The sequence below is a fragment of the Zooshikella ganghwensis genome, from assembly GCF_018263875.1.
In the GTDB taxonomy this organism is placed as follows: Bacteria; Pseudomonadota; Gammaproteobacteria; order Pseudomonadales; family Zooshikellaceae; genus Zooshikella; species Zooshikella ganghwensis.
This window is the reverse complement of record NZ_JAEVHG010000006.1, coordinates 109928-134688: the sequence shown is the minus strand read 5'-3', so window position 1 is coordinate 134688 and position 24761 is coordinate 109928. Positions and strand designations below refer to the sequence as shown.

At 45.4% G+C, this 24761-nt stretch carries 21 protein-coding genes; 14 read left to right on the top strand and 7 right to left on the bottom strand.

What is annotated here, in order from left to right; genetic code table 11:
• Positions 1-106: 106 nt before the first annotated feature.
• Positions 107-1894, bottom strand: a complete 1788-nt coding sequence (locus KHS79_RS11040; RefSeq protein ID WP_212718894.1) for a hypothetical protein — start codon at positions 1892-1894, stop codon at positions 107-109.
• A gap of 232 nt (positions 1895-2126) precedes the next feature.
• Positions 2127-3143: an EF-P beta-lysylation protein EpmB gene (gene epmB / locus KHS79_RS11035; protein ID WP_212718892.1), complete on the bottom strand. Its 1017-nt coding sequence runs from the start codon at positions 3141-3143 to the stop codon at positions 2127-2129.
• Between the two features lie 31 nt (positions 3144-3174).
• Between epmB and efp the strand changes: the two genes are divergently transcribed.
• Positions 3175-3750, top strand: a complete 576-nt coding sequence (gene efp / locus KHS79_RS11030) for an elongation factor P (RefSeq protein WP_027706884.1) — start codon at positions 3175-3177, stop codon at positions 3748-3750.
• A gap of 226 nt (positions 3751-3976) precedes the next feature.
• Entirely contained in the window at positions 3977-4969 is a 993-nt protein-coding gene (gene epmA / locus KHS79_RS11025; protein ID WP_212718890.1) for an elongation factor P--(R)-beta-lysine ligase, read from the top strand.
• Between the two features lie 160 nt (positions 4970-5129).
• Here epmA and asd read toward each other — a convergent pair whose 3' ends face one another.
• From asd to KHS79_RS11010, 3 genes are all read right to left on the bottom strand, one after another.
• Positions 5130-6008, bottom strand: coding sequence for an archaetidylserine decarboxylase (asd, locus tag KHS79_RS11020; protein WP_212718887.1), 879 nt, complete (start codon positions 6006-6008; stop codon positions 5130-5132).
• Between the two features lie 59 nt (positions 6009-6067).
• Positions 6068-6919 carry a sulfurtransferase gene (locus tag KHS79_RS11015; protein WP_212718884.1) on the bottom strand — a complete coding sequence of 284 codons (852 nt, stop codon included), beginning with the start codon at positions 6917-6919 and terminating at the stop codon, positions 6068-6070.
• Between the two features lie 137 nt (positions 6920-7056).
• Positions 7057-8988 (bottom strand): HDOD domain-containing protein, encoded by a 1932-nt coding sequence (locus tag KHS79_RS11010; protein ID WP_212718881.1) that lies wholly within the window; start codon positions 8986-8988, stop codon positions 7057-7059.
• A gap of 188 nt (positions 8989-9176) precedes the next feature.
• Here KHS79_RS11010 and motA point away from each other — a divergent pair, with 188 nt between their 5' ends.
• Positions 9177-10028, top strand: coding sequence for a flagellar motor stator protein MotA (motA, locus tag KHS79_RS11005; RefSeq protein ID WP_212718877.1), 852 nt, complete (start codon positions 9177-9179; stop codon positions 10026-10028).
• Positions 10029-10052: 24 nt separating this feature from the next.
• Positions 10053-11009 (top strand): flagellar motor protein MotB, encoded by a 957-nt coding sequence (motB, locus tag KHS79_RS11000; protein ID WP_212718874.1) that lies wholly within the window; start codon positions 10053-10055, stop codon positions 11007-11009.
• 31 nt (positions 11010-11040) lie between these two features.
• Here the strand turns inward: motB and rsgA are convergent, their stop codons facing one another.
• Entirely contained in the window at positions 11041-12063 is a 1023-nt protein-coding gene (rsgA, locus tag KHS79_RS10995) for a small ribosomal subunit biogenesis GTPase RsgA (RefSeq protein WP_212718870.1), read from the bottom strand.
• 206 nt (positions 12064-12269) lie between these two features.
• Between rsgA and orn the strand changes: the two genes are divergently transcribed.
• Positions 12270-12872, top strand: coding sequence for an oligoribonuclease (orn, locus tag KHS79_RS10990; RefSeq protein WP_084611086.1), 603 nt, complete (start codon positions 12270-12272; stop codon positions 12870-12872).
• Between the two features lie 45 nt (positions 12873-12917).
• Here the strand turns inward: orn and queG are convergent, their stop codons facing one another.
• On the bottom strand, positions 12918-14003 hold the full coding sequence (queG, locus tag KHS79_RS10985) for a tRNA epoxyqueuosine(34) reductase QueG (protein WP_212718867.1): 1086 nt from the start codon (positions 14001-14003) through the stop codon (positions 12918-12920).
• Between the two features lie 283 nt (positions 14004-14286).
• Between queG and KHS79_RS10980 the strand changes: the two genes are divergently transcribed.
• From KHS79_RS10980 to hflC, 9 genes are all read left to right on the top strand, one after another.
• Positions 14287-15840, top strand: coding sequence for an NAD(P)H-hydrate dehydratase (locus tag KHS79_RS10980; protein WP_212718864.1), 1554 nt, complete (start codon positions 14287-14289; stop codon positions 15838-15840).
• A complete protein-coding gene (tsaE, locus tag KHS79_RS10975) occupies positions 15837-16322 on the top strand; it encodes a tRNA (adenosine(37)-N6)-threonylcarbamoyltransferase complex ATPase subunit type 1 TsaE (protein WP_212718861.1) in 486 nt (161 codons plus the stop codon). The genes KHS79_RS10980 and tsaE overlap by 4 nt, the downstream gene beginning before the upstream one ends.
• A 14-nt stretch (positions 16323-16336) precedes the next feature.
• Positions 16337-17677, top strand: a complete 1341-nt coding sequence (locus tag KHS79_RS10970) for an N-acetylmuramoyl-L-alanine amidase (RefSeq protein ID WP_212718859.1) — start codon at positions 16337-16339, stop codon at positions 17675-17677.
• A gap of 140 nt (positions 17678-17817) precedes the next feature.
• The gene (gene mutL / locus KHS79_RS10965; RefSeq protein ID WP_212718857.1) at positions 17818-19773 is read left to right on the top strand and encodes a DNA mismatch repair endonuclease MutL; all 1956 of its coding nucleotides are present in this window, start codon (positions 17818-17820) and stop codon (positions 19771-19773) included.
• The gene (gene miaA, locus KHS79_RS10960; RefSeq protein ID WP_212718856.1) at positions 19773-20720 is read left to right on the top strand and encodes a tRNA (adenosine(37)-N6)-dimethylallyltransferase MiaA; all 948 of its coding nucleotides are present in this window, start codon (positions 19773-19775) and stop codon (positions 20718-20720) included. Before mutL ends, miaA begins: the two co-directional genes overlap by 1 nt.
• 214 nt (positions 20721-20934) lie before the next feature.
• Complete coding sequence (gene hfq, locus KHS79_RS10955) at positions 20935-21183, top strand: RNA chaperone Hfq (protein WP_027706897.1); 249 nt, start codon at positions 20935-20937, stop codon at positions 21181-21183.
• A gap of 21 nt (positions 21184-21204) precedes the next feature.
• On the top strand, positions 21205-22482 hold the full coding sequence (gene hflX, locus KHS79_RS10950) for a ribosome rescue GTPase HflX (protein WP_212718854.1): 1278 nt from the start codon (positions 21205-21207) through the stop codon (positions 22480-22482).
• A gap of 156 nt (positions 22483-22638) precedes the next feature.
• Positions 22639-23814, top strand: a complete 1176-nt coding sequence (gene hflK / locus KHS79_RS10945) for an FtsH protease activity modulator HflK (protein ID WP_212718852.1) — start codon at positions 22639-22641, stop codon at positions 23812-23814.
• The gene (gene hflC, locus KHS79_RS10940) at positions 23811-24710 is read left to right on the top strand and encodes a protease modulator HflC (protein ID WP_212718851.1); all 900 of its coding nucleotides are present in this window, start codon (positions 23811-23813) and stop codon (positions 24708-24710) included. Before hflK ends, hflC begins: the two co-directional genes overlap by 4 nt.
• Positions 24711-24761 lie beyond the last annotated feature (51 nt).

Below are 24761 nucleotides of genomic sequence, written 5' to 3'. Positions count from 1 at the left end.
ATCTTTCAAGTTCAACTCAAAAGTGTGAAGGAAGCGCACATTACACACCTAAATTATCGGTTTGTCACACACCTATAGAGTAGCAGTTCACATAAAAATAAGTTTATTAAAGGATATCCCAAATCCCTCCAAATTCGTCATCATCGTCCTTAGTTTTTGGTTTATTCGTACCTGGTTGCTTAATAGAGGAGCCAGGATCAGTTAAGTGAAATTCAAATTGATTAAAGCTGGGCGTTGAAAGAAGCAAGTTGGTAAGCTGTGCTTTATGGATGACACCATCAAGATTGACCTTTATTTTGTGGCCTACTTGAAAGGGAATGCGTGGTGTAATCAGGGAGGCTGGTTGGTCTAATGCTTTAATCTCAGGCACAAAAAAACCACGCATATACTGGCTACTGTCTTCTATTTTGCGTATAAGACACATTGCACAAGGACGGGCATTGCAGGTCAGTAGCTCGATACCAAGCTCTACCTGGTTTTCTCCTTCAAGGTGCAGCCAGCGAATAATCGCTAAGTTCCATGAGTTGTACTCAACTTCATGGATACCCAGAAGTTCACCTGTTTGTAAATGCTGTGGAAGATGACCTTGCCAGCTGACACAGTAACCGCCAGGGCTTGTGTTGAGTAAGTTAGCACTAAACACAGGGAAGATGGGTTTGTGATTTTTTTCTTCCTCAGGGGTATAGGCAATATTGACCTCATCTTCAGCCAGTAATCGTTGCTCATTATGGCGAGCATCAAATGCAGGAGACCAAACATCATATTCTTTTTTATTGAAACGCTCTTTTTGATGTTCAGGAATATGATCGGCGACATGTTGTACCTCTAGCCAAAGGCGAAACTCCTGCTTGCCACACAAATAATAGTGGGTTGCAGTGAGTCCTACTGACAGCTCAAGGCTTCCAGTGGCGGGAATGCGCTTGAAGCTTCGTTTTTGAAGGGGTCCCCAGGCATGGGCCAAGTGTAAAAGTAGCTCTTTGCTAATGGCTTTGGGAATTGTCAGTTCGCACTCATCAGGGTCTTTGAGAAATAAATTCAGTGTTTCAGTTAGCTCTGTAGACTCTAATGTTCGGTGGTGTGTTTTTAATGTTTTACTAAAGAGGACCCGATAGGTTGGGCCAGCGTCACTTTCTAAGTCGATAATGAATGTTGTGGGTACGTTGTCTCTGGCAGGTCCTAATATGACAACATCTGTCCAGTATTCAAGGGCATTAAAAATCTGTAATAAATCCCCTTGGCGTACTTGGTTAGGTCGGCTACAAGCAAGCAACAACATGCGTTTATAGTTTGCTTCAATCGAGAAGTCATGGATAAATGAATTTTGAGGGTCATTAACGACTTGCTGAAGCAGTTGCAGTGACTCTGCCAAACGATACAGCTGGTGTAATTCATGCCATAGGTTTTTGGGGATAGGACAATAAAGCTGATATGCGCGTAGCAAGGTATGAGAGGTATCACTCATGGCGCGGTGAATAGTTTTTACCAACAGCTCTTTATTGCCCTCTGGCTTTTTACCACCAAGTAGCATATCTCTGACAATGTGTTTGTAGCCAATAGTGAGCTGATACTGAATAGTTTGAGCTAAATTGGCGATTTTTCGTTGTTGCTCAGTCAGGACAATCGAATGCCCTAAAAAGTGTTTACCGAGCTGGTCACAGACGTAGTAACACTGTGGTCTGAAGAGTTCCATAATATCAAAGCGCAACGTATGGGATATTTGCAGCTGGTTTACTTCTTGAAGTGCCAAATATAACTGCTTTGCCATAACGCCTAGGTTGGCTTTTGGCAAATCAGTTAGCCAGGACTCGATTGCATCTGCAGTTTTATCTGCAAATGTCAGGCTGGTTCGGCATTGCTTGGGAACTTTTAAATCAAGCGTGTGTTGAGTGCTCATTTAATAAACTACAGTGTCAACAGATTATCATCGAACGTTCTTACTAATTATATAGACCACATTTGATGAGTTTGGTGGGTATACTGCATAGATATGTAAGACATTCGTTGTATATAATGCAGGGCACTGTTGTTGAACTCATGCTTTACCTGCTATACAGGTTGCTGTGGAAGGACTGCTGTACACAGGGTAGGCATGAGTTTTATTGATTGCAGTCTGAGAGTTAGTTGCCTTAGGGTAAAGGTGAAAGAAGAAGTTTACTGGCTGCACCTGCTTGCTCAATAGTGAGTTTGGGTATTAAGTAGCCACTGCCTAACTTCATCATTTGACCTACAATATGCTGTGCTTTGGCGTGGTCTATATCAAAGTGAGCAGCACCTTGTACCTTATCCAGCACGTGCAAGTAATAAGGAAATGCTCCCCACGATACTAGCTTTTCACTCAGGCTGATGAGTACTTCAGGGTTATCATTAATGCCTTTAAGTAACACGGTTTGATTAAGCACCATACACCCGGCTTGCTGGAGCTGTTGCAGTGCAAAGCCTACCTTGTCGTCTATTTCATTGGGATGATTGCAATGAACGACGACAAGCGTCTTAAGTCTTGTTGAAGTTAGCCAATCTAATAATTCTGGACAAATGCGTTCTGGAATGACAATAGGTAGCCGAGTATGGACTCGTAAGCGTTCAATATGGGGGATTTTGGCTATTTCTTCCGTTAGCCATTTAAGCCGTTGGTCATTTACGGCTAAAGGGTCGCCACCACTATAAATAACTTCACGAATTGTGTCGTCTTTAGTGATATAATCCAGCGCCTCCTGCCACTGGCGTTTATTTAACCGATTTCCCTCGTAGGGAAAGTGACGCCGGAAGCAGTATCGACAGTTTACGGCGCAGGTGCTGCCCACAACCAGTAATACCCTACCTTTATACTTGTGGATAATTCCTTTATGAGTGTTTTTGGGACGCTCAGCTAAAGGGTCTACACTATAACCTGCTGTAGAAATAAGCTCAGCTGCAGTAGGTAAAACCTGTTGTAAGAGTGGGTCGTTAATATCGCCCTTGCGCATCCGCTGTAAAAAAGGGTGGGGTACGCGGAGTGGAAATGAACCACTTGCCTCGTTGGCTGCTGGCAGTAAATCAGCATCTAAGCCAAGTAGTTCGAACAGTTCATGTGGATCGGTAATTGATTCTGAAAGCGTTTGTTGCCAGCGACTACCCTGCACACAGGCTGCTGTTCGCGTTATCATAGGCGCTCAAATAATCTATTGGTGAGGAAATATGGCTAGCTATTCTACCAATGAATTTCGCTCAGGTCTCAAAGTCTTATTGGAGAATGAGCCTTGTGTAATTTTAGAAAATGAATTTGTAAAACCAGGCAAGGGGCAAGCTTTTAACCGGGTTAAACTCCGTAATTTAAACTCTGGTCGTGTCTGGGAAAGAACATTTAAGTCTGGCGAATCACTGGAAGCGGCAGACGTAGTGGATAAAGAAATGGAGTATCTTTATACCGACGGTGAGTTTTGGCACTTCATGCTCACAGATGGCTCTTACGAACAGTATGCTGCTGATCAAAAAGCGGTGGGTGATACTATTAACTGGCTTAAAGAGCAGGATGTATACGAAGTAACGCTTTATAACAATGCTCCCATCACTGTGTCGCCACCCAACTTTGTCGAGTTAGAGGTGGTGGAAACAGATCCAGGTCTGAAAGGGGATACGGCTCAAGGCGGCAGCAAGCCAGCCACGTTGAGTACAGGTGCTGTGGTTAAAGTCCCTCTGTTTATCAACCAGGGTGAAATACTGAAGATTGATACGCGTACTGGTGAGTATGTGAGTCGGGTAAGTAATAAATAGCAAACCCCATAATGAAAGTGGAAGGCGACGATTTTGGCCGCTCTTATCCACTTTCATTGGTGTGAAATTAAACGTTTAGTATTAATAAATTTCCGCTGGCTATGTGGCTTTTTTTTGTATTTTAATTTGCCGTATGCAGCTTTAGTAAAAAGGTCTGTGATATGGGTATATATTTACAAAGTAAGCCTTTATCACGTTCTTTTCTTGGCTAATAGGGTGAAAAGTCATGACCCCAGAAAGCGACTGGCAACCAACAGCTTCACTGGAAACGTTAAAGCTGCGAGCCGATTTATTGAGTAAAATTCGCAGCTATTTCCAGCAACAAAATGTTTTAGAAGTTGAAACGCCTGCAATGTCTCATGCTGCTGTATGTGATGTACATATTGAGTGTTTCTCAACTAAGTTTAAGCCTGTAAGTCGGTCTGTGGGGCAGACAGTTTATTTGCATACCTCCCCTGAATACGCAATGAAAAGGCTACTGGTTGCTGGCTCTGGCGATATTTATCAAGTATGTAAAGTTTTTCGTAATGGGGAAGCAGGTGGACGCCATAACCCAGAGTTTTCGATGCTTGAGTGGTATAGGGTCGGGCTTGATCACCACCAGTTGATGGATGATGTTACAGGCTTGCTAAGCCATGTATGTGACTTTACGGAGCTGCGTCGGGTTTCTTATCAGCAGTTGTTCGAAGAGCACTTAGGGATTAACCCACACCGAACAGCAACTCAGCAGCTTATCAAGCTAGTCAAAGAAAAGGTTGACTCAGAACTCTCTGGCTTAGAGCGTAATGCATTATTAGAATTACTTTTCACTCACTTAATAGAGCCTTCATTAGGTTGGTCTGCTGAAGGTAAACTGGCAGGTGTTTATGTTTATGATTTTCCTGCGTCTATGGCTGCGTTGTCTCGAGTTCAACTGGACACGGAAGGGCAGCAGGTTGCCAGCCGATTCGAGCTGTTTATTGATGGTGTTGAGCTGGCAAATGGCTATAACGAGTTAGCTGATGCGATCGAGCAAGAAAAACGTTTTAAGCATGATAAAGCCAAGCGGCAAGAGTTTGGATTTGAAGTTAACCCTATTGATGAGCATTTATTATCGGCGCTGAGAGTTGGATTGCCAGACTGTGCTGGTGTCGCCCTGGGTGTAGACCGCTTATTAATGTTACTGGCGGGGACACACGCAATAGCCGATGTGCTCGCGTTCGACTTTGCCCATAGCTAAAAGTTTGCCCATAGCTTAAAAGATAGAGCCAAGTCACCTGAGTGCTGGCTTGGCAAGTATCATACTCTACTGCTCTATTGGACATTGTTGCTAGTCAAGCATTGAGCATCATAAGCCAAGCACGTTTCACTCATTTCAAGCACGCTTTACTCATTGATAGTTACTCGGGTTTTTCCTGTCTCTCACTTCGAGTAGCAATCGCTTCACCCATTGTCACAGGACAACCCGCACTCAGCTCAGGTAGCCACTGGGCAGCTTGCTCTGGTAATAGCACAATGGCTGTTGAACCAAGCTTAAAGCGGCCAAGTTCTGCACCTTTTGCCAGCTTAATGGGTTGATTTGCTTCTTGGGTGTAGCTTCGTCTCTGGAGTCTGCGCCTAGGAGGGGTTACCAATCCGGCCCACACGGTTTCAATACTAGCAACAATCATGGCACCCACTAAGACAACAATCATGGGGCCAAAGTCAGTTTTAAAGACACAAACCACTCGCTCATTTCTTGAAAATAAGTTGGGCAGAGCTTCGGTTGTTGCGTCATTAACGGAGAACAAATGCCCTGGAACATAAATCATTTGTTCCAGCTCGCCTGCGAAGGGCATATGAACACGGTGGTAATCCCGTGGTGAAAGGTAAATAGTTGCAAAGTGCCCATTATTGAACTGCTGAGCAAGCTCGAAGTCGCCACCAATAAGTTCACATAAGCTAAAGTGATGGCCCTTAGCCTGGAACACTTGGCCATGCTCAATATCACCCATTTGGCTGATTTTGCCGTCAGCGGGTGATACTAAGTGAGCTGGGTCTTCAGCAATTGGACGAGCACCTTCTTTTAAAGCACGGGTAAAAAAGTCATTGAAGTGAACATAATCCTTAGGATCAGGATGTTCAGCTTCAGGCATATTAACGTCGTACTTTTTGATAAACCATTTGATAAAAGCCTGATTAAAACGTTGGGAAGGACTCTCTGCCACCCAGTAGGCAGCTCGGGATAACAGGTGTTGTGGGCACAAACGCTGTAAAGCAACAAATAGTTTACTATTCACACGATCACTCTCAAAAAGCAGTCAATAAAGTAAAAATCAGGTTATTTCACACAGTAGAGCTACTGTTCAATGGGGGTGTTTGGATCATTACCCCATTCAGACCAGGAGCCATCATAAGCTTTAAGTCGTTGATAACCTAGTACTTTGGCAACTAAGTAGGTAAAACCAGACCGGTGATGTGATTGGCAATGCGTTATGACCAGTTTGTCACGAGTTATACCCAAGCTGTTTAAGATTTTACTGGAATCTTCTCGAATTCTAAGTTGTCGGTTTGGGTCCATTAACATGGTCCACTCTAAATTAATAGCACCAGGTATGTGACCATTTCGCAGAGCCAACTGCTGTTCTCCGTGAAACTCTGCTGGAGAGCGAGCATCCCATATCACGGTGTCCTGTTCTTTTAGGCTCAATAAGACACACTCTTTATCTGCTCGAGGGGCAATTTGTAGTTGCAGTTGAGGAGAAGTAGGCTCAGGCTCTGATGGCTCAGTTGATAGTGCTCTTCTCTCAGCAGCCCATGCGACACGTCCGCCATTAAGGTAAGAGCTATGCAAGTGGCCTATACAATCTAATGTCCAGATAAACCGGCCAGCCCAGCCACCGCCTTCATCGTCATAAGCAACAATGTGCTTATCTGGGTGATAGCCTATGCTTGCAAGAATTGTCTCAAGCTTTTGGGGATCAGGTAGCTTTCCTTTTGCAGGCTCTTCACCACTCTGTAATGCTGCGCCTGGTAAGTGGACTGCACCAGGAATATGACCACGTAGGTAGTTTTCAGTGGTGGATAGGTCAACAATTAATAGGTTGGGTGTTGAAAGTAATGGCTCAAGCTCCTCAGGCTCAAGCAGCAAGGGTAAGTGCCGAAGGGGGTTATTATCTGTTAGCTGATCAGTGTTTTGTGGGCTACTCATGTGAGACTCATTCTCATACTAGCAAAGGACGTACATGTATTGGCTTTAGTCATTATTAAAAAGCAACCATGCCATGCAACCTCAGCGCTGGCAACTTTTGGTGTTTTGAATTGAGCTTGAAACAAATATTTAATGTACTAGCGAGCTTGCGTTTTGCTTCGGGTTAAGTGTTTGAGAACTCTGCCAGCACCTTTGCAGACAGTACTAAAATACTTTAAGTCTGCTGCAGTGAGTTCAGTTTGTGAAATACCCAAGTCAGCATAAATCATAGCGATTGGGCGCTTGTTGGCATGCAAGGTAGCTAATAAAAACATTTGAGTATTAACATGTTGTTTCAGCTGGCTTGGGAGTTTAAACCATATATTGTTGGCTTCCTTCGCATTGACCAATAACACCAATTCTTTATTTAGTAACTGGCTCATTGGCGACTCAGCTGGAAGCTCAAGCTTAAACTTAAGAGGAATGCTGTTACTCATTGATATATGAGAGACCAGCATATCTCGTTGTTTATTGGGTAAGGCTATGACCACGCGCTCAAAACCAAGTGCGGCATGCAATATATTCGCTGTTTCCTCTAATAATTGAGCAAGACTTTTATAGAGTTCAGGATAACGAGAAAAGCGCCCTAAGCTGACTTTCACGCTATCGAGATCAATTTTACGTTTAATTTGTGGTGGCTTAGCGGCTGGTTCAGGCTTTTGGGTGTTGGTAGAGGCACTTGGCTGACTGATTTCTGTTGTCGGCTGAGTGGTTGCGGAGGGTTGCTGAGCTCTTAAAGGGGGGCTTTTGCTCAATGTGCTTGGGGTGCTTTCCTGCTTTTTAGGCGCTTGTCCAGGAGCACTCGTGGTCTTGGCCTTAGCTTGCTGCTGGTCTTTGGCTTGCGTTGTTTTGCCCGTCCATAAGCTAAATTCGTCATCGGCGATTTGGGGCTTCTTGTTAGAAAGCGCTTGTTCTTTTTGTTGAGATGAAGCTCTCTCTACTGGAACTGCGGGCTTTTGAGCTGCACTTTTTGTCTTTATTGAGCCAGTACTCGCCGGTGCGCTTGGATCATCAGCTAATACGGTATGATAATCAGCCTGTTTAAAAAAAACGGTGGCTAATGGCGCAGGTCTCATTGCTGGAAGCGTGAAGCAGGAGGCAGTGAAGGCCTGTTGTAAAGCATCATGATGTGTTTGAGGTACTGGCCTGTTGGTATAAAAAGCAAGAAGCTTTAGAACACGATGAACGTGCCGGCTTTCCCAGGAAAAGCTGGTTTCCCAAGCAAGCTGATTACATAGCAAGACAGGAAGTGCAGGACTGGCAAAAGCTATTCGAAGAGATGGTGAGTTTTCAAGCTTTTGCCGGAAAGTGTCAGCACGTTGTTGTTGTTCGGGTGGTAACTGTTTGATACAAGCCAGTTTGGCCCAAAGGTCGGGTGGTGCTGCTAGCAAAGGAGACAGTTGGGACATGGGCAGCATGGGCAGCTTCCACTCATTGCAGAGTATAAGTTGCAAGGTGTCCACTGTGCATCCCAGTACATCACGCTCTGTTTTTTGGCGCTGTTGGTGCTGAAGTCTAACCCTTCGCTCAATCATAAGCATTTCTTCTGGTGCCCAGAGCCATAACCCCCAGTAAGCGGAATGAAAAAAAAGTGCAAGCCAATAGACTTCATCTGTCTGTCGCTGTTGAACGCGAAGTTGATGCCAGTAACTCGCTTGAAAGGCCGCATGCATACTGCAGGTAATCATGCGACAGTAAAAGCGGTGGGCAGCGAGCTGAGGGTTGAGTGTTAGTGAGGGTATTCGGTTAATAAGCTCTGCAAGCTTCTTAATACCTAGTAAGCTCAAAGCCTGCTCAAGATGGCGTACTGGATCGGTGCCTTTTTTTATCTCTCTGTTTACTCGTGAAAATACATGCCAACAAACAATAGGACAACGGCGCATATGCTGAGCAATATCATTTAAAGCAATGCTGGGTTGCTGAATGAATTCAAGTAAGCTGGCTTTGATCTTAGTGTCAACGGGGAAAGGCTCTTTTGTTAATAGGCCTTGCCAATGTTGAATCCCTTTTGCGGAAGAAGCACTATCCATAAGAAATTTGTCGAATATCAGTTGATGACCTTTACTAGAAAAGAGAACAAGTGATCCATTTTGCGCCGACAGGTGTTCTCTTATCTGCAAGTATAGCCATAGGATATCGACATATGTTTACAGGTTGGACTTCTGCTTAATGAAGTTAAGGCAAGGAAAGCTCTCGCCAACCAGGCAGGCAGCTTACAATGTTTAAATTACTAGGCTTTATTATTGTCGTGAGCAGTGTTTTGGGGGGCTATGTACTGTCCCATGGTGAGCTCATGGCGCTATGGCAGCCTTATGAGCTGCTAATTATTGCCGGGGCATCCATTGGCTCTTTCTTTATCGCTAACCCACCCTCTGTCTTTGCTGCAGTGCTTCGCTCTCTGCCGAGTTTGCTATTTGGTAGCCGTTTTAATCAAGCTTACTTTATGGATCTATTGGGATTGCTGTTTGAGCTGCTTAATAAAAGCCGGCGGGATGGCATGATGGCTATTGAGAGTGATTTGGATGATCCAGCTGGAAGTACCATTTTTACACGCTATCCCGCTATTTTAAGAGAAGCTCATTTAACTGAATTTATAGCAGATTATTTGCGCTTAATGTCTTCAGGCAATATGGCACCCCATGAGCTTGAAAGCCTCTTTGATATGGAAATTGAAACCCGTGCTGAAGAGCTGGGTCGGCCTGGGGTCTCTGTAAATAAGGTGGCAGATGCGTTGCCAGGGTTTGGTATTGTTGCTGCAGTTATGGGTATTGTGATCACCATGAAAGGGCTGGGGGGGCCACCTGAAGTCTTGGGGATGCATGTTGCTGCAGCATTAGTCGGTACGTTTCTGGGAATTTTGTTGGCTTATGGGTTTGTGGGACCCATGGCTCATGCCCTTGAGCATATGAGCCAGGAGGAAATAAACGCTTACGAGTGCGTTAAAGCCTGCCTGGTCGCGTCTCTAGGAGGTATGCCGCCAGCATTGGCAATTGAGTTTGGTCGAAAGGCTCTTTATGCACACAGCCGGCCCAGTTTTATGGAACTGGAACAGCATGTTCGCTCCCGCTAATTAATTTTAAAGGGAGGTAGGCCTATGAAGCGTGAAGAGTCAATTATCGTTAAGCGAGTTCGTAAAAGTCGTCACGCCCATCATGGTGGTTCCTGGAAAATTGCATTTGCTGACTTTGCCACTGCAATGATGGCTTTTTTTCTGGTGTTGTGGTTGCTGGAAAACACAACAGAGCAACAAAAAATTGAGATTGCAGGTTACTTTCAGGATCCCGTCGCTTGGAGTGAGCGAGCCAGTCCTTATGTAGTTGATCTTGGAGGTACACCAACCATGGTGGTTGATCAGGGAATAGGGTCACCCCTGCAAGACCAAGACCAGAGAAGTCGCTTATCTGCAGAACAGATTACAACATTAGCGGAAGATATTGAGAAAAAACGTTTAGAGTCACTCCTTCAGGAGTTACAGGCACGGGTTGAAGATAATGAAGTGTTAAGACGCTTTAAGGACAACCTTATCATGGATATCACTCCTGATGGGTTACGCATTCAGGTAGTAGATGATGATAAAAGCTCAATGTTTGATAGTGGACGAGCACAGCTAAAGTATTATTTTGAGGATGTGCTTTTGGAATTGTCGCCACTCATAAAGTCCGTGCCCAATAAGATCAGTATTTCAGGTCATACAGATGCAACGCCTTACAGTAAAAAGGAAGACTTTGGTAACTGGGAACTATCGGCGGCGCGGGCCAACAGTGCACGAAGGACATTGGTTTATGGCGGTATTCCAGAGAGTCAGGTTGCCCAGATAGTAGGTTTGGGCGACTCAAATCTATTTGACCCTGAAAACCCTTACAACCCAGTTAATCGTCGGATTGATATTTTGATTATGAGTAAGCAGACTGAAGAGAAAGTTGAGCGGATGACTCATGCCACACCAAGCCCACAACAGCCACTTTTTGAACAACGTGGCAAGGCAAATTTGGATGATGCTCGTCAGCGGGCGAGAGTGAACCAGCCAGATGCTGAGTCACTCAAGCAGTAACGCATTTTAGGTTTAAGCAAGACTTAACTGTTTAGCCAGATTCAGTAAAGCTATTAGCAATATGTTCAAAGCTGGTAAAGCGTGTTGCACTAATTAAACCATCCGCTTTGGCTTGCAGAAAGGCACAGCCAGGCTCCTGCTCATGCTGGCAGTCTCTGAATTTGCAGTGCCCAATCAAAGGTTTTAACTCTCGAAAGCCTTCAGCTAATTCCATTTTGGTCATAGGCCATAGTGCAAACTCTCTAATGCCCGGAGAGTCAATAAGCTTTCCCCCTGTTGGGAAGTGGAATAATTTTGCTGATGTCGTAGTGTGAGTACCTTTACCTGATAATTTTGAAAGTGCACCAACACGCGTATCAACATTTGGCAATAAGGCGTTGACTAAAGATGATTTGCCAACCCCTGACTGTCCGACAAATACGCTGGTGTGCTGATCAAGTAGGCTCTGTAAGTTATCAAGACCATGTGCCCGATGGGTTGAGGCTTGTAACACACGATAGCCTAACTGCTGATATGTCGACAGCAACTGTGAAAATGCCTCTTGGTTGCTGTCATTAAGCAGGTCAGTTTTGTTGAAGAGTAATACAGGCTCAATACCTTCTATTTCTGCCGCTACCAGGTAACGGTCTATCAAGTTGGCGTGAGGCTCAGGTATTGGTGCAATGACAATAACGATATAGTCGATATTTGCGGCAACAGGCTTGAGTTGCTGTCTACTGTCTGGGCGGGATAGTAAGTTATTTCTGTCTAAGCCAGCAACGACAACACCTGTGTTATCTGCACCTGCTCGCCACACAACAAAGTCACCAGTAACTAAGGCGGGTAAGTTTGCACGAAGATGACAGCGAAATTCATTACCGGGTTGGTTGAGAGGTTCAATTGCCAGCTGGGTGCCATAGTGGGCAATAATCAAGCCCTGCTGCTCTGGACCAAGCTCACCTGATGCTAAGTCTTGCTGGAACTTGTCCTGTTGCTGGTTTGCACGCTTGGCGCGCTCATCTTGAATTTTTTTAATGCGCCATGACTGGCGGCGGTTAAGGTGACGTTTAGCCATAGGTGGACGGCTTTCTCTCCATAGGCGTTTGCTTTAGCTGATAGTTGAGCATTATCATGAACCGTGGAGTATAGTTCAACTTTATAGGCATTTATATTTAAGCCCAGTGCGTTTTATACTGAAAAGAAGCGTTCTTGTTGGAAAAGCTTGAAGAGAGCTGTACTGTACTTAGTTGCCAGCTTGATCAATGGTTATAAGGTAGGTTAATGGCTAAAGCAGATAATCTCATTTGGATCGATATGGAAATGACAGGGCTGGACCCAGACCTGCATCGTATCATTGAAATTGCCACAGTGGTGACTGATGGACAGCTTAATATAATTGCTGAAGGCCCAGTACTTGTAGTTCATCAACCTGATGACCATCTAAGCCTGATGGATGATTGGTGTGTCCAGCAACACGGCAGCTCTGGACTAACAGCAAAAGTTCGCAAAAGTTTAATCACTGAAAAGCAGGCAGAAGCTGAGACTATTGCATTTCTTTCTCAATATATAGAGCCAGGCCAGTCACCCATGTGTGGTAACACTATTGGTCAAGACCGGCGCTTTTTATATCGCTATATGCCTGATTTAGAACGTTTCTTTCACTATCGCAGCATTGATGTCAGTACCCTCAAAGAGTTAGCTCGACGCTGGCAGCCTGAGTTGCTAGACGGCATCACTAAAACGTCAAGCCATCAGGCATTGGCTGATATTTATGAGTCGATTGATGAGCTTCGTTACTACCGAGAGCATTTCATTCAATTGTCTTTGCCTGCCTCTAAAAAAATGCCTACACCGAAAAAAAGTAAGCAAGCAAAAACAGAGTAGACTTTTCCTCAAAACGTGATCAGGGCCTGCTGCATTAAGTGTCTTTTAACACCCTGTAGTTTTCATATGGTGTTGCTTTAATGCCCAAAGAACATGCTCCCGTACCATGTCATTTGGAAAATCTTTCCTACTATTAAGCGCGGCGATAACCTCTGGTGTCGTCGCAGCATTCCCTAGGCCAACAGCAAGATTGCGTAACCAGCCTTTGTATCCTGTACGCCGTATTGGAGAGCCTTCAGTTGCGGAAAGAAACTGTTCTTCAGTCCATAAAAACAAAGTAGTGAGATCGCTACTGTCAAGCCTATGGCGTGGCAGAAAGTCGGTTTCTTGAGTCGGCTTGGCAAACTTGTTCCAAGGGCATACCAGCTGGCAATCATCACAGCCAAAAACTCGATTACCGATTTTCGGGCGGAGGGCCTCAGGTATGGCTCCTTTTAACTCAATGGTTAAATAAGAAATACATTTACGGGCATCGAGCTGGAATGGACCAGCAAATGCATCTGTAGGGCATATATCCAAACAAGCTTGGCAGCTGCCACAGTGCTTAGTCACTTGAGGGGCATCAATAGGTAAAGGCAGGTTAGTATAAATTTCGCCTAAAAAGAACCAGGAGCCGGCTTTGCTGTTGAGCAGTAGTGTGTTTTTACCGATCCAACCAAGTCCAGCCTTTTCGGCAAGGGCTTTTTCCAAAACGGGGGCAGAATCAACAAATGCCCGGTAACCAAAGCTGCCAGCAGCCTCAGTTATTTTGTTTGCGAGTTTGGCCAGGCGTTTGCGAATGCCCTTATGATAGTCACGGCCAAGGGCATAGCGTGAAATATAGGCTTGCGAAGAATTTTGCAGCACTTTGACCGCTTGCGTATCGCCTGGCAGGTAATCCATTCTCACCGAAATTATGCTTATTGTGCCGGGTACCAGTTCATCAGGGCGACTGCGTTTATTGCCATGGTCTGCCAGGTAACCCATCTCGCCATGGAAGCCTTTAGCTAACCAATTCTTTAGATAAGTTTCATGTTCACTTAAATCTATGCCGGTAATGCCTGCATCCTGAAAACCAAGCTCTCTTGCCCACAGCTTAATCTGCTGGGCTAGCAGGACAAAGTCAGTTTGTGAGGTCGCAATGTTTGTCATGCTTCATTACTACTATGCATTAAATGGGTAGTGGGTTTTTGCCTGGCAGAGGCCTGCAAACCCTGACTGAGAGGATTCTGGGACTCGTAAAATATGGTGGAGCCTGAGGGAGTCAACTGCATAGCTTGCCTACAACGGTCAGCTGTAAAGTGAAAGTGATTATTTACTTATCTGGGGAACCCACATCTTAAGCGAGTGTCAACGTTTTAAGTGCTAGATAAAGACTACAGTCAACGTATAATTGAGCAAGTGCTATCTAGCTCCGCTTGAGGGATGCCAACGTATGAACCATAGTTTACCACAGCAACTCTTTACCGCTGAACAGGTGAGGAAATTAGATCATGCTGCGATCAGTAAGCAAGGTATAGCAGGCTTTGAGCTCATGAGGCGGGCAGGAAAAGCCGCGTATCGCGCTATGATTGCTCACTGGCACCTAAGGTCTCAACAGCAGCGCTTAATTTCTCAGCAGCCAGCCTGCAAAATTCAGGTATTTTGTGGTGGCGGTAACAATGGCGGAGACGGTTATATTGTTGCAGGCCTTGCAGCTCAGGCTGGCTTTACTGCAGAAGTTGTTATGGTGGTTCCGGGGGAGGGCCTAAAGGGCGATGCTTTTTTAGCCTATGAATGGTGTCAACAGTTTGACGTTGTGTTGACCTCATACTCCCCTGAAATAAAGATAGATGGCGATATTCTGGTGGATGCATTACTGGGAACGGGGCTTTCTGGCGCTGTTCGGGATCCCTACTTAGCGATTATTGAGCGCATCAATGCTGCAAACCAGCCTGTGTTAGCAATTGATATTCCCTCTGGCTTATGTGCCGATTCAGGCTCAGTGTTAGGTGCTGCAATTAAAGCCAGTTTGACCGTGAGTTTTATCGGCATGAAGCGTGGGCTGCTCACGGGAGTGGCCTCTGATTATTGCGGTGAGCTGGTCTATGCCAGTTTAAATGTACCTGATGTCATTTTTAACTCGGTGCCCTCAACGGTTTGGCTGTTAACTGAAAAAATAATAGGGCCTGTGCTTTTACCTCGCTCTCGATGTGCACATAAAGGACATTTTGGGCATTTACTTATCATTGGTGGTGCCCCAGGAATGGCTGGAGCTGTCACTATGGCGGCTGAAGCAGCGCTGAGTATGGGGGTTGGCCTGGTTACTGTAGCCACTTTAGCGAGTCATGCTGCTGCGATTCAGGCAAGAACACCAGAGGTGATGGTGCATGCTATTGATGACCCTGCGCACCTTGAGGGTCTTCTAGCGGATAAAACAGCGATTGTCATTGGACCAGGTCTTGGCCGCGATAGCTGGGGTAAGGCAGCTCTTAAAGCAGTAATGAAGGTTGATGTGCCTTTGTTAGTCGATGCTGATGGCCTTAATCTGATGGCTCAAGAGCTTGAGTCTTGGCGCTGCAACCGCAAGCAGTTGTTATTAACGCCGCATCCAGGTGAGGCTAGCCGGTTATTGGGTGAAAGTACCCAGTCGGTCCAGCATGATCGTTTTGCTGCGGTTAGTCGTATTTGTAAGGCGTTTAATGCTTCAGTTGTATTAAAGGGCGCAGGTAGCCTAGTCAGTGATGGTGAGCAAGTATGGGTTTGTCCTGCGGGCAATCCTGGTATGGCATCTGGTGGTATGGGGGATGTGTTAAGTGGTATGTTAGGTGCCTTTTTAGCGATCGGGTTACCACCGTGCAAGGCCGCAAAGCTGGGTGTCTGGTTACATGCAACGGCAGCTGATGTGATTGCGGCTGAGTTTGGGGAGTGGGGGCTAAGAGCAACTGAGCTAATACCTGAAGCTCGCCATCTTTTGAATCAATTAGTCACGGAAAGTGAGGAGCAATGACTTCTGGGCAGGCTATTCTGTTAGTAGATGAAGCTGCAACTGTTGCCTTTGGACGTCAGTTAGCCAAAGCAAGCGGGGGCAAGGGTGTTATTTTTCTTTATGGGGATTTAGGTGCAGGTAAGACCACACTATGTCGAGGGGTTTTGCAACACCTGGGGCATGAGGGGGCTGTCAAAAGCCCTACGTATACACTCGTAGAACCTTATAAGTTGGAATCAGGGCAAGTAGTTTATCATTTTGATCTTTACCGCTTGGGCGACCCTGAAGAGTTAGAGTTTTTAGGGGGGCGAGAATATTTCAACCAGTCTGCATTGTGTTTGGTTGAGTGGCCAGAGCGTGGCGCGGGCTTTTTGCCTCCTGCAGACATTAAGCTTACCCTTCAGTATCAGCAAGGGGCTCGAACCATAGAAGTCTTAGCTTTCAGCCAGCATGGTCAAGATATTGCTGCAAAGCTTGCTCATGATAGAAATGTAAACCATTAGGGGTTCCTGTCATTATGATCAACAGGTTAGTCATGTTGTTGGCCTGCGTGAGCTTGTGGCTGGTGAATGTTACTCAGGCAGCCGATATTAAAGGGGTTAGGTTATGGCGTGCACCTGATAATACGCGCTTGGTTTTTGATTTATCAGGTCCTGTTGACCATAAGATTTTCGAGCTAGAAAATCCTGACCGCCTGGTTATTGACATTAAGCAGGCCAAATTAAAGTCAGCGCTCAGCGAATTGACGCTCAGTAACACACCCATCAATAAAGTTCGTCATGGTAAACGAAATGGCCATGACTTAAGAGTGGTGCTGGATTTAAAAACAGCCGTTAGGCCGCGTAGCTTTGTGCTAAAACCTAATCAAACCTATGGTGACAGGCTGGTTATTGATTTATACGACCGTAATGTCAAACCTATCGTTAAGTCTGCACCTCAAGTTGCCATCACCTCTTCTGGACGTGTAGGGCGGGACATCATTATTGCGGTAGATGCCGGACACGGTGGAGATGACCCCGGTGCAATTGGCTATCGTGGTCTTCGAGAGAAAGATGTGGTGCTAAAGATTGCCCGTCGTTTGCATCAGCTTTTTGCGCGGGAGCCAGGATTTAAGTCATTTCTTGTGCGCGAGGGTGATTATTATGTAGGGCTGCGTCAACGCACCGTTATTGCTCGACAGCGTCGTGCCGACTTATTTGTTTCTATTCATGCTGATGCATTTAAAAATAGACGGGCAAATGGTGCTTCAGTCTTTGCAATATCACAGCGTGGTGCAACCTCAGAAACAGCTCGCTGGCTTGCCAGCCGGGAGAATAGTTCAGATCTGATTGGTGGTGTGGGCAATGTTAGCTTAAGTGATAAAGATGCAACCTTAGCGGGTGTGCTTTTGGACTTATCCATGACAGCGACACTTACATCAAGTCTTGAGGCTGGAGGGCAAGTGCTGCGTCAAATGGGGCAAATTAGTCGACTCCATAAGCGACATGTAGAACAAGCCGGATTTATGGTACTAAAGTCGCCTGATATTCCATCCATCTTGGTTGAGACGGGGTTTATTACCAACCCTATTGATGGAAAGAAGTTGGGAACAGGTTCGCACCAAGAGCGCCTTGCTCAGGCTGTTTTTAATGGGATTAAAAAATACTTTTATCAGTCCCCTCCAGCCAATACTTATGTTGCTCAGCTTAAGCAGAGAGGACCAATAAGAGGTGGTCCAACTCGCTATGTTATCCAGCGGGGTGATACGCTTTCTGAGATTGCCAGTCGCTATAATGTATCTGTCAGTAGTTTGCGGTCTAGAAATAAGCTTAAAGCAGATAGAATCCGTATTGGACAGGTCCTGCATATACCTAATTAAAATCATTGGAAAAGTGTGATTTGAAGTATTTTTGACAGGTAAAACCGGGCAGGGTGCTTTTCACTTTGCCCGTTACCCGTTAACCTAAGCGCCCTCCAAATTAAGCTTATACTCCAACTAACATAGATGACGCATTAATCATGAAGCGTATAAGTCTGCTAAGTCCACGTTTAGCAAACCAGATTGCTGCGGGTGAAGTTGTTGAGCGCCCGGCTTCTGTAGTCAAAGAACTGGTTGAAAATAGTATTGATGCAGGTGCTACTCGCGTTGATATTGACGTCGAAAGTGGTGGCGTAAAGCTCATTAAGATTCGTGACAATGGTAGTGGTATTTTAAAAGATGACTTGGCTCTAGCGCTGAGCCGCCATGCCACCAGTAAAATAACTGAGCTAGAAGACTTAGAGGCTGTGGCAAGCTTGGGATTTCGTGGAGAAGCGCTGGCCAGTATCAGCTCTGTTTCTCGATTATCGCTGACAGCAAATACCGAAGGGCAGGTTGAGGCATGGAGTGTGCGTGTCGAAGGTCGTGACATGGAACCAGTTTTGTCACCAGCATCTCATCCCACGGGCACAACGATTGAAGTACGTGATCTATTTTATAATACGCCAGCTCGTCGTAAGTTTTTAAGGACTGAAAAAACTGAGTTTGGTCATCTGGAAGAAGTGATTAAACGCATAGCATTAAGTCATTTCGATATTAACTTTCAGCTACGACATAATCAGCGTGTTATTCACCAGCTTCGTTCAGCCCATAGCGCTTTGGAAAAAGATCGACGGGTCGCAACAGTGTGTGGCCCTGCTTTTCTCGAACAGGCTGTGTGTATTGATGCTCAAGCTGGAGATATGAGGTTATGGGGTTGGGTTGGATTGCCAACCTTTTCTCGTAGCCAGGCAGATCTTCAGTTTTTCTTTGTGAATGGTCGTGTTATCCGTGACAAACTAGTCAGTCATGCTGTCCGCCAAGCCTATCGTGATGTGCTGTATAATGGACGGCATCCCGCTTTTGTACTGTATTTGGAGCTTGATCCTGCTGGTGTGGATGTTAACGTCCATCCAACAAAACATGAAGTGCGCTTTCGTGATAGCCGTGCTGTGCATAACTTTCTCTTTAGCCAGTTACATCATGCATTAGCTGAGGTGAGTCCAGAGCATCACCTGATATCTCAAAATTTGGCTGAAAAAGAGCTGGAAATTAAGGCTAAAGATAATACTGCTGCTGGTGTATTCGCTGGGCAGCAGGCCATAGACTGGTCGCAAAGTCGTGAGCATACAAATGGAGTTGCTTCAGACAAAACTGAAAAGCCATCCGTTTTCCAAACAGAAGATACTCCAGTGCAGTATGCTTCAACACCTACCAAGCACTCTTCGGGCTTAGCATCTAAGCGCTGGGAGCAGAATACATCACCTTCTACCCAGCAGGTTAGTGAGCAAATCGCAGGGTGGCAGCGTTTGGATAATAGTGCAGAGGAGGTTTGGCATGAGTTGCAGAATAAAGAAGTAGCTCATGGTGAAGTTCCACCATTAGGCTTTGCTATTGCCCAGCTAAAGGGTGTTTATATTTTGGCAGAAAATGAGCATGGTATGGTGCTGGTTGATATGCATGCGGCTCATGAGCGAATTACTTATGAGCGCATGAAGGTGGCTTATGCTGGTGAGGGCATTAAGACTCAGCCTTTGCTGGTACCTGAGTCTATAGCGATTAGTGAGCGAGAGGCAGACTGTGCAGAAGAGCACAAAGCGCTCTTTAAAACTTTGGGGTTTCAAGTCGCCAGGATGGGGCCTGAAACACTCGTGATTCGTGAGATTCCTGCTATCTTGGGTAAGCAAAATGTAAAGCCACTAGTGACAGCAGTAATCACTGATCTGATGGAATATGGTGCTAGTGATCGGATTGAAGCCCATATCAATGAAATACTGGCAACGATGGCCTGTCATGGGTCGGTTAGGGCCAATCGGCGGCTGACGGCTGCCGAGATGAATGCCCTGCTGCGTGATATGGAAAGCACTGAGCGAAGTGGGCAATGTAATCATGGTCGTCCAACGTGGACCCAGCTGACAATGACTGAGCTCGATAAGCTATTTCTTCGGGGCCGTTAATGAGTAACGAGCAGCGACCTTTTGCCATTTTTTTGATGGGACCCACCGCATCAGGTAAAACTGACTTGGCACTTTTTTTAGCTGAGCGTTTACCTTGTGAATTAATCAGTGTGGATTCTGCGCTGGTTTATCGTGGGATGGATATTGGGACCGCAAAACCAGATTCCGTAACATTAGCAAAATACCCACACCATCTGGTGGATATTTTAGATCCTGCTGAGCCTTACTCTGCGGCAGACTTTGCCGAGGATGCACTGCGGCTAATGGCAGAGATAAGCAAAAACGGAAAAATACCACTCTTAGTGGGTGGAACTATGTTATATTACAAAGTTCTGTTTGAGGGTATAGCGACTGAGTTGCCGTCTGCGGATGAAACTATTCGAGAGCAAATTTTAAGTGATGCTGCAAAACTTGGTTGGCCAGCATTGCATCAGCGACTAGCGACTTTTGATCCTGAGTCTGCGCAGCGCATTCACCCAAATGACCCTCAGCGCATGCAACGTGCGCTTGAAGTGTATCTGCTGACGGGCAAGACCCTTACCCAGTATCACCTTGAGCAACAAGCAACGCATGAGTTTCCTTATCGCACACTGAAATTGGCTATTGCACCAACTGAGCGAGCAGTGTTGCATCAGCGCATAGCTGATCGCTTTCAGCATATGCTGGACTTAGGTTTTATTGATGAGGTTGAGGCACTAAAGCAACGCCCCGACCTATCAAAAAAACTACCGAGTATGCGTGCTGTTGGTTACCGGCAAGTGTGGGATTATCTTGATGGGGAACTGAGTTACGAGGAAATGATCGAAAAGGGAGTGATTGCAACCCGACAGCTGGCTAAACGTCAATTTACCTGGTTAAGACGTTGGGAAAACTTGATCTGGTTGGACTCTCTGACAACAGATGCGGAATATACGGCCTTGAAAATAGTAGAGCAGGAACTTATATAGGGTTTGGCTCATAAATTTCAGCTATCATGTGGCTGTTTTTCGCTGTGCACACTATGGTTTTAATGGTGCATGCTGGCTTTCAGTATGACGACCATTTTGCCGCTGTAGATTGATTACTGTGTTGACCTCATCTTACTGCTAATCAAACTGACTTGGCGGACTCTTTGTAGTAAGCACTTTTTTTTATTTTTTTGAACGATAAAGGAGTACAACAATGTCAAAAGGGCATTCTTTACAAGACCCTTACTTAAACCTGCTTAGAAAAGAGCGTATCCCGGTTTCTATCTATTTAGTCAACGGTATCAAGCTACAGGGTCAAGTTGAGTCCTTCGACCAATTTGTTATCCTGCTAAAAAATACAGTTAGTCAAATGGTATATAAACACGCGATTTCAACGGTAGTACCAAGTCGTCCTGTACGGCTGCCTATGCAGAATACTGAGCAGGGTGAAGCTACAAGCTAGTTAATTAGCAGGAGATTCGCATTGTTTTTTGAACGCCATCAAGGTGGCGAACATGCCATATTAGTTCATCCTGAACTGATTGACGATAAAGAACGGGAAGATCCCCGCGAGTTTGAAGAACTGGTTGGTTCTGCGGGGGCTAACCCCGTCGCCTTTATCACCTCTACAAGCCCGCACCCCCATCCCAAGTTCTTTATTGGTAAAGGCAAAGTTGAAGAAGTTCGCCAAGCTGTCAAACAACTGAAAGCTGAAATTGTTATTTTTAACCATAGTCTGTCTCCAACTCAGGAACGAAACCTCGAGAGAGAGCTTGAATGCCGTGTGGTAGACCGAACGGGATTAATACTGGATATTTTTGCTCAGCGTGCGCGTACCCATGAAGGTAAGTTACAAGTAGAGCTAGCCCAGTTACAGCACTTAAGTACTCGTCTGGTTCGAGGCTGGACGCACTTGGAGCGCCAAAAAGGGGGTATTGGTCTTCGCGGTCCAGGGGAAACTCAGCTGGAAACAGACCGACGTTTATTGCGTGAACGGATCAAATCAATACAAAAGCGGCTAGATAAAGTTCGTAAGCAGCGAGATCAGAGTCGTCGGTCGAGAAAACGTGCTGATGTACCACTTGTGTCGTTGGTAGGTTATACCAATGCGGGGAAATCAACACTGTTTAATACACTTACGACAGCAGAAGTGTATGCAGCTGATCAGTTATTTGCTACGTTGGATCCAACGCTACGGCGTATTGATGTACAGGATATTGGTTCGGTAATTGTTGCAGACACCGTTGGATTTATAAGACACTTGCCTCACAAACTAGTACAGGCATTCCGGGCAACATTAGAAGAGACTGTTGCGGCTGACTTGCTAATTCATGTAATTGATTGTTATGACAGTGAACGTGATAGCAATATTGAACAAGTTAATGATGTTTTACTGGAAATAGGGGCTGAAAAAGTGCCTTCATTGCTGGTGTATAACAAAATTGACTTGCTTGCTGATCGTGCTCCGCAAATTGATTACGATGAGGAAGGCAAACCTTGGCGAGTATGGGTTTCTGCACTCAGTGGTGAAGGTATGGCACTTATCAAGCAGGCTATTGCTGAGCTGCTGGGTGAATGTGTCGTAGAAGCTACCTTACAGCTGAAGCCCTCACAAGGGCGATTAAGGGCGGAGCTATTTCGCTTAGGAGCGGTACTGGATGAGCGTAGTGAAGATCATGGTGGTTGGCTGATACGTGTGCGTATGCAGCAACATGATTTGCAGCGCTTGGCCAAGCGAGAGGGTGAGTTGCAGACGTTGTAGAGATGAATAACCTTGTAAAGTAAAGTTGCACCTCTGCGCTAAGGTTCCTACAATTTCAAAACAAATCATTATTAAAGCGAGTTGTGTAATAACATTTGTTTGTTACACAGCGTTTTTACTGATTATCTAATCATCACGGGTGTAACGGAGAAGTCTATGGCCTGGAATGAACCGGGTGGAAATGACAAGCATCAAGACCCTTGGGGGGGTGGTAATAAGGGGAATAATCAGGGACCTCCTGATCTTGATGAGGTGCTTCGCAAATTCCAACAAAAGTTAAATGGACTATTTGGTGGAAAGGGTGGTGGTTCTGCGTCTGGAAGACGTGGTTCTGGCTCTGGTGGCATGTTTTCTCTTGTCGTTATCATTGCAGTTGTTCTTTATGTTTGGAATGCGGTGTATACCGTTGATGAAAAAGAACAAGCCGTCGTGCTGCGTCTGGGGAAATATCATGACACTGTAGGTCCAGGCTTACATATGTACTTTCCTCCCTTTGAGAAAAAGTTTCAGGAGCGGGTAACTGAGTTTCGTACCTATAACCTACGCCAGCAAATGCTGACAGAAGACGAAAATATCGTTGAAGTAGCGATGTCTGTTCAGTACAACATTGGCAACCTTAAAGACTTCGTGCTGCAAGTTGAAGAGCCAATAAGCAGCCTTGAGCAAGCTACGCAAAGTGCCCTCCGTCATGTGGTGGGTGGCTCGGAAATGCACTCGGTGCTTACTGAAGGACGTGAGGCTTTAGCTGATGAAGTGAAAGAACGCTTGCAAGCGTATATTAATCTGTATAAGACCGGCATAAGTGTTGGACGGGTTAACGTTGAAGCAACGCAACCTCCTAGAGAAGTTCAAGCTTCATTTGATGATGTGATTCGTGCTCGAGAAGATAAAGAACGAGTGCAAAACAAAGCGCAAGCGTATAGCAATGCTATCATCCCTGAAGCTCGAGGTGAGGCTCAGCGTTTAATCGAAGAAGCCAGTGGTTATCGGGAGGAAGTCATTGCTAAGGCTGAAGGTGAGGCTGATCGTTTCTCCAAGCTTTATACCGAATACCAAAAAGCACCTGAAGTAACGCGTGAGCGTTTATACCTGGATGCGGTGCAAGATGTGTTGGCAACGACCAATAAAGTCTTAGTCGATGTAAAAGGTGGAAATAATGTGATGTATTTGCCTTTAGAAAAACTTACTGGAGGCAGTAGTTCAAGTGTTAATACATCAAGCTCTTCAACAGGCTTAACGCAGCAAGAAATGAATAGCATAGCCAATCGGGTTGCAGATGAACTCCGTAAGCGAACTCCCACAAGTACTAGAACTGGGAGGACTGTACGATGACACCTAAATCATTACTAGGATTGATTCTTACCTTTGTGGTTGTTCTGGCGGGTTGGGACAGCTTTTACATTGTGACGCAAATTGAGCGGGCTGTGGTATTACGCTTTGGTCAGCTGGTAGCGCCGGATGTACAACCCGGTTTGCATATTAAAGCACCTTTAATTGATAAAGTTATCAAGTTTGATGCTCGCTTGCTGACATTGGATGCACCACCAGAGCGTTTTCTGACACAAGAAAAGAAGGCACTTATTGTCGATTCTTACGTCAAGTGGCGTATTAAAGATGTGGGTAAGTTTTACCGTTCTACAGCAGGTAGCGTATTACAGGCAAACCGATTGCTGTCTCAGCGAGTTGAATCTGGATTGCGGAACCGTGTAGGAAGGCTTTCTCTGCAAGAGGTGGTATCGGGTAAGCGTGATGAGCTAATGGAAGAGCTGACCAAAGTGCTTAACACGTTTACTGAGGAAAACTACGGTATTCGTGTTAATGATCTGCGTGTTAAACGAATTGATCTTCCTCCACAGGTAAGTGACTCCGTTTTTGAACGGATGGCAACAGAGCGGGAAAAAGAAGCTCAGGAGTTACGCTCGCAAGGTAATGAGCAGGCTGAAATTACACGAGCAACAGCTGATCGTGAGCGTCGTGTTTTGTTAGCCGAGGCTTACAGAGAAGCTGAGAAAACTCGAGGTGAAGGTGATGCAAAAGCCGCTGCTATTTATGCTAGCGCGTATAACCAAGACCCAGAGTTTTATGCTTTTTACCGAAGCTTACAGGCTTACAAGGCTAGCTTTAAAGACAGTAATGGTATGATGATACTGGAGCCTGACAGTGACTTTTTCAAATATTTGAAAAACTCTGATAGGCAGCCTGCAACACCTGTTGGCAGTAGTGACTAACGGAAACCACTAAACAATTACTGTACTCCATAAAAATCATGTTATGATTGT

Bases quoted from the DNA above. Each gene is read 5' to 3' on its own strand.
- KHS79_RS11040 (WP_212718894.1), bottom strand. From the start codon at position 1,894: ATGAGCACTCAACACACGCTTGATTTAAAAGTTCCCAAGCAATGCCGA.
- epmB (WP_212718892.1), bottom strand. From the start codon at position 3,143: ATGATAACGCGAACAGCAGCCTGTGTGCAGGGTAGTCGCTGGCAACAA.
- efp (WP_027706884.1), top strand. From the start codon at position 3,175: ATGGCTAGCTATTCTACCAATGAATTTCGCTCAGGTCTCAAAGTCTTA.
- epmA (WP_212718890.1), top strand. From the start codon at position 3,977: ATGACCCCAGAAAGCGACTGGCAACCAACAGCTTCACTGGAAACGTTA.
- KHS79_RS11015 (WP_212718884.1), bottom strand. From the start codon at position 6,919: ATGAGTAGCCCACAAAACACTGATCAGCTAACAGATAATAACCCCCTT.
- KHS79_RS11010 (WP_212718881.1), bottom strand. From the start codon at position 8,988: ATGGATAGTGCTTCTTCCGCAAAAGGGATTCAACATTGGCAAGGCCTA.
- motA (WP_212718877.1), top strand. From the start codon at position 9,177: ATGTTTAAATTACTAGGCTTTATTATTGTCGTGAGCAGTGTTTTGGGG.
- motB (WP_212718874.1), top strand. From the start codon at position 10,053: ATGAAGCGTGAAGAGTCAATTATCGTTAAGCGAGTTCGTAAAAGTCGT.
- rsgA (WP_212718870.1), bottom strand. From the start codon at position 12,063: ATGGCTAAACGTCACCTTAACCGCCGCCAGTCATGGCGCATTAAAAAA.
- orn (WP_084611086.1), top strand. From the start codon at position 12,270: ATGGCTAAAGCAGATAATCTCATTTGGATCGATATGGAAATGACAGGG.
- queG (WP_212718867.1), bottom strand. From the start codon at position 14,003: ATGACAAACATTGCGACCTCACAAACTGACTTTGTCCTGCTAGCCCAG.
- KHS79_RS10980 (WP_212718864.1), top strand. From the start codon at position 14,287: ATGAACCATAGTTTACCACAGCAACTCTTTACCGCTGAACAGGTGAGG.
- tsaE (WP_212718861.1), top strand. From the start codon at position 15,837: ATGACTTCTGGGCAGGCTATTCTGTTAGTAGATGAAGCTGCAACTGTT.
- KHS79_RS10970 (WP_212718859.1), top strand. From the start codon at position 16,337: ATGATCAACAGGTTAGTCATGTTGTTGGCCTGCGTGAGCTTGTGGCTG.
- mutL (WP_212718857.1), top strand. From the start codon at position 17,818: ATGAAGCGTATAAGTCTGCTAAGTCCACGTTTAGCAAACCAGATTGCT.
- miaA (WP_212718856.1), top strand. From the start codon at position 19,773: ATGAGTAACGAGCAGCGACCTTTTGCCATTTTTTTGATGGGACCCACC.
- hfq (WP_027706897.1), top strand. From the start codon at position 20,935: ATGTCAAAAGGGCATTCTTTACAAGACCCTTACTTAAACCTGCTTAGA.
- hflK (WP_212718852.1), top strand. From the start codon at position 22,639: ATGGCCTGGAATGAACCGGGTGGAAATGACAAGCATCAAGACCCTTGG.
- hflC (WP_212718851.1), top strand. From the start codon at position 23,811: ATGACACCTAAATCATTACTAGGATTGATTCTTACCTTTGTGGTTGTT.